The sequence below is a fragment of the Petrimonas sp. genome (genome assembly GCF_963921705.1).
Classification (GTDB): Bacteria; Bacteroidota; Bacteroidia; order Bacteroidales; family Dysgonomonadaceae; genus Petrimonas; species Petrimonas sulfuriphila.
Window position 1 is genome coordinate 555501 of sequence record NZ_OY997410.1, and the last position, 16878, is coordinate 572378.

11 protein-coding genes and 1 tRNA gene are annotated in these 16878 nt (G+C 46.0%); 4 read left to right on the plus strand and 8 right to left on the minus strand.

Annotation, left to right across the window (positions count from 1 at the left end):
* Positions 1 to 8: 8 nt before the first annotated feature.
* The 6 genes from AACM02_RS02405 to AACM02_RS02430 form a co-directional block, all read right to left on the minus strand.
* Entirely contained in the window at positions 9 to 923 is a 915-nt protein-coding gene (locus AACM02_RS02405) for a ribonuclease Z (RefSeq protein WP_339115957.1), read from the minus strand.
* Between the two features lie 26 nt (positions 924 to 949).
* Complete coding sequence (locus tag AACM02_RS02410) at positions 950 to 1531, minus strand: 7-carboxy-7-deazaguanine synthase QueE (RefSeq protein ID WP_339115958.1); 582 nt, start codon at positions 1529 to 1531, stop codon at positions 950 to 952.
* Entirely contained in the window at positions 1512 to 1877 is a 366-nt protein-coding gene (locus tag AACM02_RS02415) for a 6-carboxytetrahydropterin synthase (RefSeq protein WP_339115959.1), read from the minus strand. Before AACM02_RS02415 ends, AACM02_RS02410 begins: the two co-directional genes overlap by 20 nt.
* A gap of 82 nt (positions 1878 to 1959) precedes the next feature.
* Positions 1960 to 3084 (minus strand): endonuclease/exonuclease/phosphatase family protein, encoded by a 1125-nt coding sequence (locus AACM02_RS02420; protein WP_339115960.1) that lies wholly within the window; start codon positions 3082 to 3084, stop codon positions 1960 to 1962.
* Complete coding sequence (locus AACM02_RS02425) at positions 3068 to 3955, minus strand: rhomboid family intramembrane serine protease (RefSeq protein WP_339115961.1); 888 nt, start codon at positions 3953 to 3955, stop codon at positions 3068 to 3070. Before AACM02_RS02425 ends, AACM02_RS02420 begins: the two co-directional genes overlap by 17 nt.
* Complete coding sequence (locus tag AACM02_RS02430; RefSeq protein WP_339117413.1) at positions 3939 to 4703, minus strand: rhomboid family intramembrane serine protease; 765 nt, start codon at positions 4701 to 4703, stop codon at positions 3939 to 3941. Before AACM02_RS02430 ends, AACM02_RS02425 begins: the two co-directional genes overlap by 17 nt.
* Positions 4704 to 4905: 202 nt before the next feature.
* Between AACM02_RS02430 and AACM02_RS02435 the strand changes: the two genes are divergently transcribed.
* From AACM02_RS02435 to AACM02_RS02450, 4 genes are all read left to right on the plus strand, one after another.
* On the plus strand, positions 4906 to 5172 hold the full coding sequence (locus AACM02_RS02435) for an HU family DNA-binding protein (RefSeq protein ID WP_214025391.1): 267 nt from the start codon (positions 4906 to 4908) through the stop codon (positions 5170 to 5172).
* A gap of 102 nt (positions 5173 to 5274) precedes the next feature.
* Positions 5275 to 5347: transfer RNA gene (locus AACM02_RS02440), tRNA-Lys, on the plus strand.
* A gap of 80 nt (positions 5348 to 5427) precedes the next feature.
* Positions 5428 to 8046 carry a valine--tRNA ligase gene (locus AACM02_RS02445; RefSeq protein WP_339115962.1) on the plus strand — a complete coding sequence of 873 codons (2619 nt, stop codon included), beginning with the start codon at positions 5428 to 5430 and terminating at the stop codon, positions 8044 to 8046.
* Positions 8047 to 8052: 6 nt separating this feature from the next.
* Positions 8053 to 8910: a fructosamine kinase family protein gene (locus tag AACM02_RS02450; RefSeq protein ID WP_332457315.1), complete on the plus strand. Its 858-nt coding sequence runs from the start codon at positions 8053 to 8055 to the stop codon at positions 8908 to 8910.
* Positions 8911 to 8915: 5 nt separating this feature from the next.
* Here AACM02_RS02450 and pbpC read toward each other — a convergent pair whose 3' ends face one another.
* Complete coding sequence (gene pbpC / locus AACM02_RS02455; protein ID WP_339115963.1) at positions 8916 to 11258, minus strand: penicillin-binding protein 1C; 2343 nt, start codon at positions 11256 to 11258, stop codon at positions 8916 to 8918.
* On the minus strand, positions 11240 to 16807 hold the full coding sequence (locus AACM02_RS02460) for an MG2 domain-containing protein (RefSeq protein WP_339115964.1): 5568 nt from the start codon (positions 16805 to 16807) through the stop codon (positions 11240 to 11242). Before AACM02_RS02460 ends, pbpC begins: the two co-directional genes overlap by 19 nt.
* Positions 16808 to 16878 lie beyond the last annotated feature (71 nt).

Genomic DNA, 16878 nt, shown 5'->3' on the forward strand with positions numbered 1-16878 from the left:
TGTTTCTCTTAAAGATTAATCGTCATCCCTTCATCAGCCAGTTCTGTTTCAGGAAAAACGGCCTGGGCTTCGTCAAGCAATTCGCCCAATTCATGGTACCGTGACGAAAAATGACCGATAATAAGTTTTCTCACGTTTGCCGACCTGGCGATTTCGGCCGCCTGTCGTGCAGTGGAATGGTACGTCTCCTGCGCTCTCAGGTTCTCGGCTTCAGCAAAGGTAGCTTCGTGATACAGCACATCGGAATGTTGAATGTATGGAATAATTTCGGGAGAATAGGCAGTATCCGAACAATAAGCATAGGTCCTGGGTGGAATGGCCGGAGTAGTGAGAATTTCATTTTTAATCCATTTTCCATCATCAGTCAGGTAGTCACCCCCTTTTTTGATCTCATTTATCTTGCAGACGGGAATGTTGTAAAAGTCAATCATCTCCCGCTTGATGTGACGGGGCCGGTCTTTCTCTTCGAATAAAAATCCGCTGGTGGGTATCCGGTGCTTCAAAGGAAACGAAAAAACGCGTATGGAGTTGTTTTCGAAGATCAGTTGATGTTGATAAGGATCCAAAGGAGTGAGGTTTATTTTGTACGGAAACTGGTTGCCGAAATGTTTGATGAAAGGGTCGAGAAACAACTCCATATCCTTGTGCGCGTAGATATTCAAATCGCCGGTCCTTCCCAATAAACTCAGTGTAGCCAGCAATCCGGGAAGCCCGAAAACATGGTCGCCGTGCAAATGGGATATGAAAATGCTGTGCAGCTTGTTTATCCGGGTTTTATACTTCCGCAACTGAAGCTGGGTACCTTCACCGCAATCGATCATAAAGAGTTTTTCGTTTACATTGACCAGTTGCGAAGAAGGGTTATGCAGCGTGGTTGGCATTGCCGAACCACAACCTAAAATCGTTATTTCAAAGCGAGTCATAAAATTTTAAACGGATAATCCTACAGTTACCTGATTCCAATGAGCTTATGAACTTGTAAACTCAACCCCCATTGCGGATTTTGCTTGATAAGTTCCACGCAGTAATCCACATTTTCCTGTATTACGTTCAACCCATCAAAGATAGGGCTTAACAAATAACGTTTTGTTTTGGGGAGGACAGAGACATCGGGCAAGGGATCGCCCTTGGCCATGGGAAAGCGCAATTCATCCACCTCAGGAATAAGTATGCGAATCTTCCCGAACTGCTGTTTGGGACTGCACGTGATGTAGTCGATCCCCGAAGGAACCCGGCGCGTCCCATTGGTTTCAATGGCTTGCCTGTATCCCTTGTCTTTGAAAAAAGCAACGATCTCCTCGTTAAGTTGAAGCGTAGGTTCACCTCCCGTCCAGATAATCCACCGGCAAGGATAGGATGAAATTTCAGCGTAGATCTCGTCGAGCGCCATGCTCTTCCCAGACTTGAAATCGGTATCACAAAAACTACACGCTAAATTGCATTTGGACAACCTGATAAATACGGAAGCTTCGCCAGTACGGCCTCCTTCTCCCTGTAATGAATAAAATATCTCATTGATCATCAGGCTCATATATAGCAGAAGTTTTTGGTGTTTCACTCACTTCAACAGCATACAACTCGGGAAGCATCGGTTTAAAAATATCGAAAAACATCCGAGCCAGGTTTTCGGCTGAGGAGTTCAACGGATACATGATGTCATTCAGGTTTCGGTGATCTATATGTTCATCAATATATTGCTTTACTACCTTCAACTCGTTGTAGTCTTTCACAAATCCCGTATCGTTCAGCTCTTTGGACCGAAGGTGCACCGTAATCACATAATTATGCCCGTGTAAACGGGTACACGGATGATCGCCGGGCAATCCGTCAAGCGAATGCGCAGCGGAAAATGCAAACTGTTTACTTATCTTATACATAAATTTTTATCATTTTTTAGTGTTCTATTTCACCAGACTCTCAGCATCGCTTTCTGCGAAACAGATAAAGCCAAGGGAATAATTAGTCGCCCACGTTCAAAAAGGTAGTTAACGGATAATGATCGGAATAGGGCACTTTGTCTACCTTCGCCTTGTAGGATTTCAGGTTGGGGCTGTGCATAATATTGTCGATCCGGAACCAGAAGAAATCCTTATGATAGGTGATCCCCGGACCGAAACCGGTGGATGCAAACGCGTCATCCATTCCTTCCTTCATCTGTGCGTAAACGTAAGAAATGGGTGTATCGTTAAAATCGCCGCAAATCAGGGTTCCATCAACATTTAATTCCGAGAGATGATCTTTTACTTTCCGTACCTGTTCCGCACGCATGCGATAAGCTCTCCCTAAACGGGAACGAATATTGGATGTTACATCTTCCAGGTTTACCTCATCACTGTTCTGAATGAAATCGCCATAAAGTTTCTTATCTTCTGCAGAGATACTGTTCGACTCAAGATGTACATTGGCAACAGCAAGTTTTTTCCCGTTTACATCAATGGTATAAACCGCAGCACCGTTAAACGACGAATTAAAAACGACTTCATGGGTTTTTTCAATGGGGTATTTGGAGAAACAAGCCAACCCGTAAATATGGTATTTCCCCGACGCTTCCAGTGCCGTAGAAGAGTGATACGGATATTTATTGAGGATACGGTTCACATCGCGCTGCGATTTTATCGATTGCCCTGTTTTACTTACGAGGTACTCCTGCAGGCAAACAATATCAGCATCCGTTTCTACAATATAATCGAGGATAGGATGCTCTTTGTCCTCTTTTTTGTTCTCGTTGACAAAACCCTCCACGTTATAAGTAAGAATTCTCAAGCTGTTCCCCGGGACTTTCTCCGGAAAGATGTTCATCGGGAAAAAAGTAGCTATCGGATGGTAACACAACAGCAGAGAGACAAGAGAGAAGAATGCCAATTTCCATTTTTTAAAAGCTATCCATAAAAAAAGATAGCTGATATTCAGGAAGAAAACAAACCCGAACGCGATTCCGATGTAGGAGAACAGGTTGGTTTTGAGCGGCGAGACACGCCAGGATAAAAATGAACTGAAAAGCAACAGTATAGCTATAATATTCGTAGCGAATATTATGTTTCTTACTATTCCCCGGAACAAGGCTATTTTATTTTTTACTGGCATCGAACAACTTCTTTTTCTCTTCCGACGATAAATTACTATATCCCGACTTTTTCAATTTATCCAGGATAGCATCGATCTCTGCCTGTTCATTATGCTTGCGCTCATTATATTCCCTATCTGTTTCTCTTCGACGGTACTCAACTTTCATTTTTGTTTTTTTTCTTCTCGGCTTCGACAGGTTGGCCAAACCGTCAAGCAGTTTACTCACCCAACCGGTAATATCACGTCCGTTCCGGTACTGTCGCGCAAAGATATAACCCGCAATAGCTCCGCCGATATGGGCAACATGTCCGCCTTCGTTTATCCCATTACCCAAGGAGAGGAAGTCTATCAAGAAAACGCCAACAGCAATATAAACAATCCTCACCTGACCTATCAGCAACAGGTTTAACTGAACATTGGGGCGGTAAAAAGCGGCACCCATCACGACAGCCATGACGGCGGCAGATGCTCCAATCATCCAACTGTGACCCATTCCAACAAAATAGGGAACTGTATTAAACGCTACGATATAGAGAAATGCGCCGGCAAAACCTCCCAAAACGTACAAACTGCCTAACGTCCTTCCGCTGAAGTATTGCAGAAAAATGCGTCCAAACCAATAAAGCCAAAGCATATTGAAAAGCAGGTGCCAGAATTGTTCGTGGACAAACATATAACTAAGGAGGGTCCAGAAGCGGTTTAGCAGCTGAGACAACTCGGAAGGAACACCCAAAAAAGAAATCAAGTCTATCGCGCTGACATTGAACAAGACAAAAAAGACGCCAATCACCTTAAGTATGAGAAAAACTGCCACATTGATGAAAAGAAACTTCACCAAAACATCTCCGTTTTTGTACCTGTATTTTAACCGATCAATAATAGTTGCCATGCACCCTGTCTTTTTTCCTCCAATATAATATCATGAATATACCGAATAACATACCTCCCAGGTGTGCAAAATGGGCAACATTATCCCAGGAAAAGTTACTGATACCGAAGATAAGTTCAAAAACACCGTATCCGAGAACAAACCATTTTGCTTTGATGGGAAACGGAAACGGAATGATAAAAAGTTCCGCATTGGGAAACAACATCCCAAAAGCTAGCAGTATCCCAAAAACAGCTCCGGAAGCCCCTACCGTAACCGAATTCAGTGCAATGTTCAAGCTACCCTGTGCACTATTGATGTAATTCATATTCTGCTGCAAAAGCTGATATCCCTGGGAGTAAACCTCCTCTATAGCTTCAACAGACATACCGTTCTTGACGGACTGAATACGTAAAAAGGCAACAACCAGTTGTACCAGCCCTGCTCCAACACCCGTTACCAGGTAAAAACTGAGAAACCGTTTCGATCCCCACACATGCTCTAACGTACGCCCAAACATAAAAACGGCAAACATATTAGAGAAAACGTGCATAAACGAACCGCTATCGTGAAGAAACATATATGTCACTAGCTGATAAACCCGGAAGCCTTCGGACGCTATATAATGCAGCCCGAACAGTTCGGCCAAGCTGATTCCCTGCCTCAAAAAAACCACCTGAGCGAGCCACAAAATAACATTTATTATTATTATATTCAGTGTCACCGGCGGTAATGCAGCGCCAAATCCCGATCTAAAATTGTTCATAATTGCTTTATGGAAATGAAAAGCAAAAATACGTATATTTTCGTATTATGTCGAGATTTTGGGGCATAATTCCTTTTTTTTAAATAAAATCAAATACTTTTTATCTTTTTTCTTGATTGTTTTTAAATAATCAATTATATTTGGCGCTAAAATAGGTGAAAACCTTAACATTAATGTTTGTTTAATTTTTTATTAACGTTTTCTTATGAATAAATCAGAACTAGTTAGTGCTATTGCTGAAAAATCAGGCCTCAGCAAAGTTGATGCGAAAAAAGCATTGGACGCAACCCTCGATGCAATCTCGGGTGAAGTGAAAAAAGGTGGCAAAGTTGTATTGGTAGGCTTTGGAACTTTCTCTTTAACACAAAGAAGCGCACGAAAAGGTATTAATCCCCGCACGAAAAAGGCAATCAACATCCCGGCTAAGAAAGCAGCTAAATTTAAAGCAGGCGCAGCCTTGTCCAACCTCTAATAATTTAGTCAAACGATCTAAATAAGGAGCAAAGTCCAATAACTTTGCTCCTTATTTTTGTTTTTATAAGAAAAATAATCCGTAACTTTGTGCGGTTTTTCAGACTCCGTAGCTCAGCTGGTAGAGCAATTGACTCTTAATCAATGGGTCGAGGGTTCGAGCCCCTCCGGGGTCACAACAATCGCAAAACAGCACGAAAAGGATTTCATTACGAAATCCTTTTTTTGTATTTTTGCACTTTAATTCAGAAGCGTAATGGAAATCTCAAGTAAGTACAACCCTGCGGAGGTAGAAGACAAATGGTATTCATACTGGATGGAACACAAACTGTTTCGTTCCAAGCCCGATGAACGTGAACCTTATACAATTGTCATTCCACCCCCGAACGTCACCGGTATCCTGCACATGGGGCATATGCTCAACAACACCATTCAGGATATCCTGATACGACGTGCACGGATGGAGGGAAAAAATGCCTGTTGGGTTCCCGGAACCGATCATGCCTCCATTGCTACCGAAGCGAAAGTGGTTGCCAAGCTTGCTGCGGAAGGAATAAAAAAATCCGACCTTACGCGCGAAGAATTCCTGTCCCATGCCTGGGAGTGGACACACAAGCATGGCGGAATGATTCTGGAACAGTTGAAAAAGCTGGGTGCATCGTGCGACTGGGACAGAACCTGCTTTACCATGGACGAAAAACGTTCCGAAAGTGTAATCAACGTTTTCGTGGATCTGTACAACAAAGGGCTCGTTTATCGCGGTGTCCGTATGGTAAACTGGGATCCGCAGGCACTTACCGCACTCTCGGATGAAGAGGTGGTGCACAAGGAGGTGAACGGGAAACTTTATTACTTGCGTTATAAAATCGAAGGAGAAGAGACCTATGCGGTTGTAGCCACGACCCGTCCGGAGACCATTATGGGCGACACGGCGATGTGTATCCATCCGGATAATCCTAAAACGGCACATTTGAAAGGGAAAAAAGTTATTGTCCCGCTCATCGGCCGCGTTATCCCCGTTATCGAAGATGAATACGTGGATATGGAGTTTGGAACGGGATGTCTGAAAGTTACGCCGGCCCACGATGTCAACGATTATGTGCTGGGAGAAAAATACAACCTGCCGTCCATCGACATTTTTAACGATAACGGTACGCTCAACGAAAACGGAGCGATGTATGCTGGAAAAGACCGGTTCGAAGTTCGGAAACTCATCGAAAAAGACCTGGAAAATGCGGGCCTGATTGAGAAAACCGAACCCTATACCAATAAAGTCGGTTTTTCTGAACGAACCAACGTCGCCATTGAACCCAAACTCTCCATGCAGTGGTTCCTAAAAATGGAAGACATTGCTAAACCTGCCCTTGATGCGGTTGAAAACGATACCATTAAATTTCATCCGGTGAAATACAAAAATACCTATCGCCACTGGATGGAAAATATCAAGGATTGGTGCATCAGCAGACAATTGTGGTGGGGACATCAGATTCCAGCATATTATCTTCCCAAAGGCGGAGTGGTGGTAGCCGTGACAAAAGAGGAGGCTTACCAAAAGGCGCTTCAAACGGTGGATTACCCACTCACCATAGACGACTTGCGTCAGGACGAAGATTGCCTCGACACCTGGTTTTCATCGTGGCTATGGCCCATCTCGGTTTTCGACGGAATTAACCAGCCCGACAATCCGGATATCAGTTACTATTATCCTACAAACGATTTGGTTACCGGGCCCGACATCATTTTCTTCTGGGTGGCCCGAATGATTATGGCGGGATATGAATACCGCCAGTCTCTCTGTTTCAGCAACGTATACTTCACGGGAATCGTTCGCGACATTCAAGGCCGAAAGATGTCGAAACAGCTTGGAAATTCACCCGATCCCATTGAATTGATGGCAAGACACGGCGCCGACGGCGTCCGAATGGGTATGTTGCTGGCCTCATCAGCGGGAAACGATTTGCTGTTCGATGAATCACTCTGTGAACAGGGCAGAAACTTCAACAACAAAATCTGGAACGCTTTCCGGCTGGTAAAAGGCTGGGAAGTAAACGACACAAATGAACAGCCAGAAACGGCAAAAATTGCCATCAACTGGTTCGGGAACGTATTGTCGAAAACCATTGTCGAGCTGGATGATTTATTCAGTAAGTACAGGCTTTCGGAGGCATTGATGATGGTCTATAAACTATTCTGGGACGAGTTTTCATCGTGGTACCTCGAATTGGTAAAACCGGCTTACCGACAACCCATAGACCGGGCAACCTATCAGGCGACACTAGCGTTCTTCGACAGCCTACTGCGCCTGTTACACCCGTTTATGCCCTTCATCACCGAAGAATTGTGGCAGGCCCTGAACGAAAGGAAACCGGGTGAAAGCATCACGATCGCTCAACAGCCAAAGGCTAATCGGGTGGATGAAAAACTGATCGCCGATTTCGAAATTACCAAACAAATTATTGCCGGCATCCGTACTATCCGTTTGCAGAAGAATATTCCCAATAAAGATGAATTGACACTGCAGGTGATCGGGAATCACGATAGCCGGTTCGATACGGCTGTTGCCAAAATGGCAAACCTCTCATCGATCGAGAACCTATCGGAGAAGCCTGCCGTCACCATCGGTTTTTTGGTGGGTACCACCGAGTTCATCGTCCCGATGAGCGATAAGATGGACGTGGAAGCCGAATTAAAAAAGATGAAAGCCGAACGGGAGTACTACGCAGGCTTCTTGCAATCGGTGATGAAAAAGCTGGGTAACGAACGGTTTGTACAAAATGCCAAACCCGAGATCGTGGAAAACGAACGCAAAAAACAGGCCGATGCGGAAAGTAAAATTGCGTTGCTCGAAGAAAGTATTAAGGCGTTGGAGCAATAACCAATAATGCAAACAATCCTATCTCATATTTCCCAGGAAATCGGAGAAGGCATTGCCTCATACCGCTCCATTCCCGGAGGCGATATTTCTTCAGCATATCAACTGCAAACCGAAACCAAAAAGTATTTTCTCAAAGTAAACACCAACCCGTTTGCGTTGGCAATGTTCCATGCGGAACAAAAAGGGTTGCAGACGATTGAAAAAACAAAGACTATTGCCATACCGCACGTGTATGTAGTGGGGTCGCTTGAAGGAAAATCATTTCTGCTGATGGATTTCGTGGAAGCCAAACGTCCTGACGCAAACGATTTCAGGCAGTTTGGCACGCAACTCGCCCAATTGCATCGGTGTACTCAAAAAGACTTTGGTTTTTTGTCGGATAACTTTATCGGAAGCTTGCCGCAAAGCAACCGCCTCCATCCCGACTGGGCAGAATTTTACTGGCACGAGCGTATTTCCCAGCAATTAAAGCTGGCTTACGACCACCAGTTACTCCATAAAAAGGAGATTCCCTCGCTTGAAAACGCACTTCCGGTTTTTCGTGAAATTTTTGGAGTTGTAAAGCCGTCACTCTTGCACGGAGACTTGTGGGCTGGAAATTACCTCATCTCCACCGACGGAACCCCTTACCTTATCGATCCTGCCGCCTATTACGGACACTCACTGGTAGATATAGCCATGAGCAAACTTTTCGGCGGTTTCACCTCATCATTCTACGACGCCTATCACGAGATCATTCCCAAATCAGGGAGTGACGGCCAACAGATCGAACTCTATCAGTTATACTACCTGCTGGTGCATTTAAACCTCTTCGGAAGCGGATATTATTCTTCTGTTAACTCTATTTTGCAAAGGTATTTTTAACGGACTCATTCCACCTTAAACCTGATTGTCAACGAATTTCCCATTTCATCCACCACCGTCAACCCATGTGCACCCGATTCGGGTGAAAGCTCCATCTGATGAACATCCGCTGTTTCACCGAGGTATTCATTGTCCAAGTGCCAGAACACCCGTGCCGAAGGGTTTCGGTGAGCAAGTTCGAAAACCGCTTTTCCACGCGAACCATCCAGTTGCCTGGTTATTTTGATGACTGAGTTGGGATAAGGGTAGATAAACTGCATCACCTCTCCCGATGCGCCATCGCTACATTCAGGCGAAAAAAGCGGAAGCGACCGGTATGTAGGGTGTTGTTGTTTGTAATACCACTCCCACGACGGAGGCAACACAAACCACGAAACCGGGCGAATTCCCCTGCCTACAGCACAATGTTCATAAACCCGGTAACGCTCATCTTCCGAAACATGCACCCGTTGGTGATAATTGCAGACGCTTCCCTGCACCGCTTTTGCCGGAGCAAAAACAGTATCTGCCGATGAAGGCGGACAATGCAATCCCACGAGGCATCCGCTCTCCCGGCAGACAACAACCTCGGTCAGATGATTATAAGGTGTCTCGAACCAGGAAGTGGGCGGCAACAAGTTGAACAAATCAAACATCACCCGCGCCGATGTACGCGCACCAGTCAGTCCGGGACGGCCTTCGCCACTCGCATTCCCTGTCCATACCGCCACAAGATATTTCGGTGTAACACCCACTGCCCAGGCATCGCGGAAGCCGAAACTCGTTCCTGTTTTCCACGCTACCCTCCGCATCGAAGGGATAAACTGCCAGTCGATCTCTTCGGGGCGGTTGACGTTGGTCAGCGCTTCCAATGTCAACCACGCCGCTCCAGCATCCGTAAAGGCGTTTACCCGTCCTCCCCTATAATCCTGACCTTCATGCACCAGTGAAAATTCCTCCTTACGGGGAGCAACCGTCCTTACGGCGTTCGCCATATCCGCATACGCGTTTGCCACTTCCCAAAGTGTCCCTTCAGCACCGCCCAGAATAAGCGAAAGTCCGTAATAGTCGGCCGGGCGGTTAAGCGTTGTCAATCCGGCTTTTTTCAGAAAATCGTAAAATTTCGGCACTCCATACCGGCGCAGCGAGACTACAGACGGAACGTTCAACGAGCGTGCCAGCGCCTCATTTGCATGAACTGCTCCGTCGTATTGCAAACTGAAGTTTTTGGGCGAAAAACCGCCAACATTTATCGGTATATCGGGCAACAACTCACCGGGTAACAGTGCGCCCTCCTGTAACATGGCACAGTAAAGAAAAGGTTTGAGGATACTGCCCGTACTTCGCGACGATTGAATAATATCCACTTGATTTCCTGATTGTTGTTTGCCGAAGTTTACGTTACCGATATACGAAATGACTTCGTTTTTTTCCAAATCGACAATCAGCGCCGCGAGGTTCAGAATATGGTTCTGCGAAAACTCGGTGTTCCATCGCTCCAGCACATTATCGGCTTGGAGTTGCAAGCTTTTGTCGATAGTGGATTGCACATGCGTTCCGGGTTGAGACAAATAAAGCCGTGTGACCAAATGAGGGGCGATTTGTGGCAACGAATGTGGGTTTTCGGGTAGCGGCTCGGCGGTGGCTAATCGATAATCGGTTTCGGAAATCGTGCCGTTGTCAAGCAATTTTTGCAGCAAACGATTTCGTTTCGTGAGTAACGCATCCCTGTTCCTGCCGAAATGCATTAACGACGGTGAATTAGGCAAAACAGCTAGAGTGGCCGATTCGGCCCACGACAACGACCGCGCGCCGTGACCGAAATACCGCCACGCGGCGGCATCAATTCCCACCACATTTCCCCCCATCGGTGCGTGGGAAGCGTATAGCGCGATAATTCGTTTTTTGGAGTACGACAGTTCCAATCGCGTGGCGAGAATAATTTCAATAAATTTCTCGAAGTAGGTGCGTTTGTTTTTCCGCATTAATCGTACGGTTTGCATCGTGAGGGTACTTCCGCCGCTCACTACCCTGCCCGCTTTGATATTTTGCACCATCGCACGCCCCAACGACAACGGATTCACTCCCGGATGATACCGAAAATAGCGGTCTTCAAACGCCATCAGACAGGTTTTGTATTTATCGGGAATACTATCGGTTGGCGGAAACCGCCACTGCCCGTCCGACGCAATGCGTGCACCCAATAATTCACCGTTCCGGTCAGAGACTAACGTACTGTATGATGCATCGAACAAGGGATCGGGAAGGGAAAAAGCATACCCCATCATCAGTATAAAACCGATAATCAAGGTTGCTTTTTCCCATCGTTTTAAAGATAGAAATTTGTCAATCATCTTACCTCTACCCATATCCCGCTCGTTCGGGCCTGTTCACGCGGTTCATACATCGCCTGGCACGATACGGCAGGCAGGTAATAGTTACCCCGATACGCCGCCTGGAGCCTTGCACGGAACGTGGCCGATTGACCGGCTCCCAGGTTGAAATAGGTCAATACCCGGTCGTCCCGGATATCCCGGTAGTTATAGGCTTCGGCAGCCGATTGGGTTCCCGTCAGGCGTTCGTTAAAAATCTCCCAACCCGACGGAAATACCTGCAGCAACGCCAGATCTGTAAACGACTGCTCCACCGAATTCCGGACAGTAACCACGGCCGTAAATTCCGTTCCCTGTTTCAGCGATTTCACGTCCAGCGGTTTACCTGCGGCATCAAGGTAATTAACCGACAACCGCAACGAACCCTCCGCGGCACGAAGTGTGTCCACCAACGGTTGCATGAAGGCGGTAAGCCGGGCATACACTTTGCCCTTGCCTTTGTTGGAAATCTGTACCGATTGATTGGGCGCCGTTTTCAAATCCACCTGATGAAAAGCATGCGGCGTATTCACGGCAGCCATTTTCTTTCCGTTCAATGTCCAATCCACATCAATATTTCCCGAACCCATTTTTTCTGCTAACTGCGCCATTGCCATCAATCCGAACGCGACGGTTTGCGTGGAGATATAATCGGACGAAAGCGCCCGTGACACATCCGGAGCCAATTGCAACGCTTTCTCTATATTCCCCAGCAGCAGATACGTCTGCATGATCATCGCCTTATCACGTGCCGGAGAACCGTACGTATCGTTATTGGAACGATAATCTTCCACTGCATCCGAAGCATTGAAAACAAGAGAGTTAGCAACATCAGGCTTTCCGGCCAACGCATAAGCCGCCGCAAGCCGCCATTTCGCCTGCAAGTTCAAGTCAGCGATTTCGCGCATCCGGTTCATAGCGCCCAACTCCGTATTTCCACTCAATGCCAAGGCATACAACCGATAAGCCTGCTGCAATTCAGTCATCGAAATCCCGTAATAACCCCGATGAGAATCGATACGTGTCCAGTTTCGGGCTAGCTTCTGCTGAAAGCCTACCCACCGGCCGATCACGCTCTGCGATACATCGAAACCCTTGTTTTTGGCTTCCACCAGGAAATGTCCGGCGTACGTAGAAGCCCATTCCGAGGCAAAGCCTTGTCCGGGCCAATAGACGAATCCTCCGTCCGGCAACTGCCTGGAGGACAAAACCTGAATTACCGACGCTATTTTTTTGTTCGTCAGCTCTTTTTCCCCATCCGATAACGAAACAAAATTACCCAGATACAACAAGGGAAACCCTTGTGATGTAACCTGTTCGGTGCATCCGTGCGGATATTCTGCCAAATAAGACAGATTTTTGTTTAGATTGACACTCGGAATGCGCGACAGCTCCAGTTTTGCCCAATCGGTAGGGTTCACGTTTCCGGGATTGAGCGCAAGTTGCGCATTCCCGTTCGGGTCGATAAGCACCGATTGGCTGATGACAACAGGAGGATTTGGATTCCGGATGCCGATATCGATGGTCTCCGATACCGATTCTCCTCCACCCGACGCCTTGATTCTTACCTGCTCCGCTCCTGTGCTGTTCCCGGCTTTCAGCGCAAAGTAAACGATCGTATCGCCTGTGGCGTTAAACGAAACCGACTTAGACGCTCCATCCAGTAGTTTCAGCAACCCGCCTGTCTGGACGGAAACTTGCACGTTTTTCACTTTTCTGTCCATCGCAAACACATTCACCGGAAGCCAAACCTCTTCACCCGGGCCCAGTACGCGCGGGAGCGTACTGAGTGTCATCAGCGCATTTTTCACCGCAACTGTTTTCTCGGCGCTTCCGTATGCCCCGTTTCCTCCGGCAACTACCATCACGCGGACAGAGCCTACGTATGGCGGAAGTTTTATCTTGTGTGTTTTGGTCTCTCCATTTTTAATCGTAAATGGTCCCAAAAATTTAACTACAGGCTTGAAACGGTTTACCTTATCGCTCGATGCTTTCAGCGCCTCGTCGCCTCCGATGCTCAGCAACGGGCCAATCATTCCCGTATTCGCTCCCAATACACGGTCGAACAAGTCCCAAGTACGCACGCCAAGCGCCTCGCGGGCATAAAACTCATTCCACGCGTTGGGAGTCTTAAAAGACGTAAGATCCAGTAAACCTTCGTCCACAATGGCAAGCGTGTAAGTCATCGACTTTTTGGTTTTCTCCGAAATCAAAACCGAAAATTCCTTTTCCGGACTTAACTCATTGGGCATTTGTATAATGGGTTGTAACTTGCTATTTTTATCTTCAACGTTTATATTTCTCACACCATACAAGCGGATGGGTAAATCGTTTTCGGTTTGCGCGTGCGGTTGAAGTAACGTGATGAAAAGATAGAAATTGGGGTTCATATCTTCGGTAATTTTGAATCGATATTCGGTGTCTTCGGTTTCCGACGTTTTTATCCATTCTTTCCAGATAATGCTCGAACCGTTTTCAATACTTATCAAAGCACGTCCCGATGAGCTTTTCGGAATGATAACCGTAGCCGTTTCGCCCACAGCGTAGGTTTCTTTATCGGTAGAGAATGACAACATGGTCAAGCCGTTCGGATCGGTCTTATTGGAACGTCCATATGTCGATGCCCAGTCCACATAAAAGATTGTTCCCGCCGTGTGTCCGCTCCCGGCATCTTTCACCAAGATCAGGTAACGACCCCAATCGGGATAATCAACCTGAAATTTAACTTTTCCGCTTCCGCCCGATGTCGAAATAACTCCGTTGGCAACGGGCGAGACCGCCGTGTTGTTCACGTACGAGCCCAAATCTTCTTCGGAGCTGTTCCACCACCACGACCAGTTAAGCTTGTAGATTTTATATTCTACATTGTCGCGCGAAACCTTTTTCCCATAAGGATCCAAGGTAACAACATCAAAAACGATGGGTTTGTCTGTCTCCAGAAAGCCCGATGCTTCTGTCTCCGGTGTTTTCACTCCGGCGTACACGCCATAAGGCGAGTAATAAGCGGTTTGCGCGTAAAAACTCATGTCGCCGCCGGTTTCGAAAACGCGTGACACAATATTGCCCCGCAACATGCCCGGTGCACTTTCAGCAACCGGAATCCTCGAATTCACACCCGCCACACCCGATGCATTAAGCGTTCCTTCAAACAACTTGTAGCTGTTGGTTTCAAACTTGAAAAGCGGATTGTTGAAAACATATTTATTGTATCCCGAAAACGGATTTTCCGTACGCGAAAGTGTGATTTCCACTTCCGATTTCAAGTTAGATGCCGGCGCACCGTGCAGCCACTGCGACGTGAGCGTTCCCGAAAAAACACCTTTACTTGCATCGATAATGGAATCGGTTTCCAAACGCACTTTCAACCGGTTCGGCTTAACGGTTTCTATCCGCAATGGTTTGTAGAACGAAGTGCCGCCCACTTTCACATAAGACTGCCAAACACCGGTGGGTGCTGACGGGTCGGTAACGATTTGAAACGTGTAAAATCCGTTTTCACCGTTGGTTTTCACTTGGCGGTGATAAAACTGACGCGTGGGTGTGTACACTTCGAGCGCAACGGGATGTCCTTCGGGCAGTTTCTTTGCCCTGTCCTCTAGGATAAACGACAAGTAGATAGTGTCGCCGGGACGCCAAACACCTCGTTCGCCATATACAGAACCTTTTAAACCTTTCTGGATCTCTTTTCCGCTTACATCAAAATTACTCAGCGAAAGCGAAAGTTCTTCCTTCACTTCCAGATAGCCTATATCTTTTCCGTTGGTGGCAGTAACCACAAACGGTTTCCCGTTTTTATAATCAATTTCGGCAAAACCCTGTCCATCGGTTTTCCCTTTTCCTATTGCCTGCATCTGATAGTTATAAACCGTTACATCAGCACCGGAAATAGGTGATGTGGAAAGAATATCGGTAACAGCGATCAGGATTTTATTCTCGTCTCCGCCTTTGGCAATAATCCCCATGTTGGATGCCATAACCGTGGTTTCGATAATGCGGTCGCGGTTCATATAATAGGTGGATTTGCACGGGTCGTCACGCTCTTCCCAATTGTATTCTGCCCAGTCGATGGGTTCGTAATAATACGGGTTCGTTTCGTCCCAAACCGCTTCATCTTCTTCGCTGATGTTTTCGTCTTCAAAATTACGCATCGATGAGCTTTGGGGAATCTGTGGCGTTATACCTCCACAATTGAAAAGCGAATAATCGGATTTCATAGAGAGTTGCACTATATAGATAGCTCCCGGGTCTTCGTTAATCATCGGTGCCAAGTCGATAGAAAAATTGTTCCAGCGGGTTAAATCCAGTGTTTTATCAGTATCTAAACGAATTTGTTTCTTTTTGATTAACCGTCCGAAACGACGTACTTCGCCATTCGAATTGCTGTTCATTGAATTCGATTGCAAGAAGTAAAGAATATTATTCTGATAAATTTTTATCACTTTCACATCCACGGCCCACAAATTCACAGCACTAAACGGAAGGACTAATTGTGAGGAATTGGGCAGGATATTTCCGCTTTTTCCCATTTTCACCTGTGGTTTTTCGCTTTCGGCACGAAGTTGATAGGTATAATCTCTTGCGAGTGCCCGATTTTCGAAACTCCGTAACCCTTGATGAATTTGCAATGTAATTTCTTCCCGCGGGTAAGCTTCGGGAAATATTTTCAGTACGTTTTTATCGATTTGATACGTGAAATTACTGATTCCTGAAGGAACGACCAATCCCTGAATATCCTGGTCATGTGACAAAGGGCTACTGAAAGCGATACGAATGTGAGAAGCGGTTTCACTTATCATCCGCACATCAATCACCTGAAATTCGGTTTCGGGCAATGAAGGGAGCTGAATGCTAAAGTTCTCCCTTTTTTTGGCTCCGATAGCGTTTCCGTTCACCGTAAGTTCATAGCTTTCCGCATTATTTGTCCGAAGCAAACTATCTATCGAAATCTGATACATTCCGTCTGAAACCGTTTTCACATTAACTTTTGCTTCACGATTAGCCCCTTTCAGTTCAAAGATACCAACGATTTTCTCGGGTGATTCGTTATTGGCCAATCGTAATGCTCCCGTTACGGAGTTCCATTTCAAATCATTGATACTCATAGGAGAATAGGGTAACAGATCGAACGAGAAGTTTTGCTCGTTTACCCTGAAATAGAAATTGAAAGTCTTAAACTTCGGCTCCACTTTCAACGCTTTATCCAAATAAAATTTCGCCGTATATTCTTTTCCGGGTTTTAATTGTCCGTATTCGGGAACGAATCGTATGGTTCTCGAATTGATCCAATATGTTTTCCCTTTGATGAAAGGCGAGAACGAGAAAAACTTCTCTTGCACCTCGGTATTTAATTCCACGGAAGGTAGTTCCTGTGCAAGCTCGATTTCGATGTACGAATCGGGCGAAATATTGCCGTAAGTGAATGCCGCTATATATCGGGCAAATTCGGGGTCGATCTGCGTTGTTTTCTGTTTGCAGGAAACAAACGAGAAGAAGATTATCGTGCAAATAAATGCAACGTAAATATAAAGAAGAGGTTGTTTTTTCATATCGATTGTTTTTTCTGAAGATTTTTTTAACCGAGTTATTTTATGAGCAGGCTGTCGTGAAAGTATGAGGA

What these genes read in the sequence shown, in the direction of transcription:
- AACM02_RS02435 (WP_214025391.1), top strand. Translation starts at nt 4,906, where the DNA reads ATGAATAAATCAGAACTAGTTAGTGCTATTGCTGAAAAATCAGGCCTC.
- AACM02_RS02460 (WP_339115964.1), bottom strand. Translation starts at nt 16,807, where the DNA reads ATGAAAAAACAACCTCTTCTTTATATTTACGTTGCATTTATTTGCACG.
- AACM02_RS02445 (WP_339115962.1), top strand. Translation starts at nt 5,428, where the DNA reads ATGGAAATCTCAAGTAAGTACAACCCTGCGGAGGTAGAAGACAAATGG.
- AACM02_RS02420 (WP_339115960.1), bottom strand. Translation starts at nt 3,084, where the DNA reads ATGCCAGTAAAAAATAAAATAGCCTTGTTCCGGGGAATAGTAAGAAAC.
- AACM02_RS02450 (WP_332457315.1), top strand. Translation starts at nt 8,053, where the DNA reads ATGCAAACAATCCTATCTCATATTTCCCAGGAAATCGGAGAAGGCATT.
- pbpC (WP_339115963.1), bottom strand. Translation starts at nt 11,258, where the DNA reads ATGGGTAGAGGTAAGATGATTGACAAATTTCTATCTTTAAAACGATGG.
- AACM02_RS02425 (WP_339115961.1), bottom strand. Translation starts at nt 3,955, where the DNA reads ATGGCAACTATTATTGATCGGTTAAAATACAGGTACAAAAACGGAGAT.
- AACM02_RS02410 (WP_339115958.1), bottom strand. Translation starts at nt 1,531, where the DNA reads ATGAGCCTGATGATCAATGAGATATTTTATTCATTACAGGGAGAAGGA.
- AACM02_RS02415 (WP_339115959.1), bottom strand. Translation starts at nt 1,877, where the DNA reads ATGTATAAGATAAGTAAACAGTTTGCATTTTCCGCTGCGCATTCGCTT.
- AACM02_RS02405 (WP_339115957.1), bottom strand. Translation starts at nt 923, where the DNA reads ATGACTCGCTTTGAAATAACGATTTTAGGTTGTGGTTCGGCAATGCCA.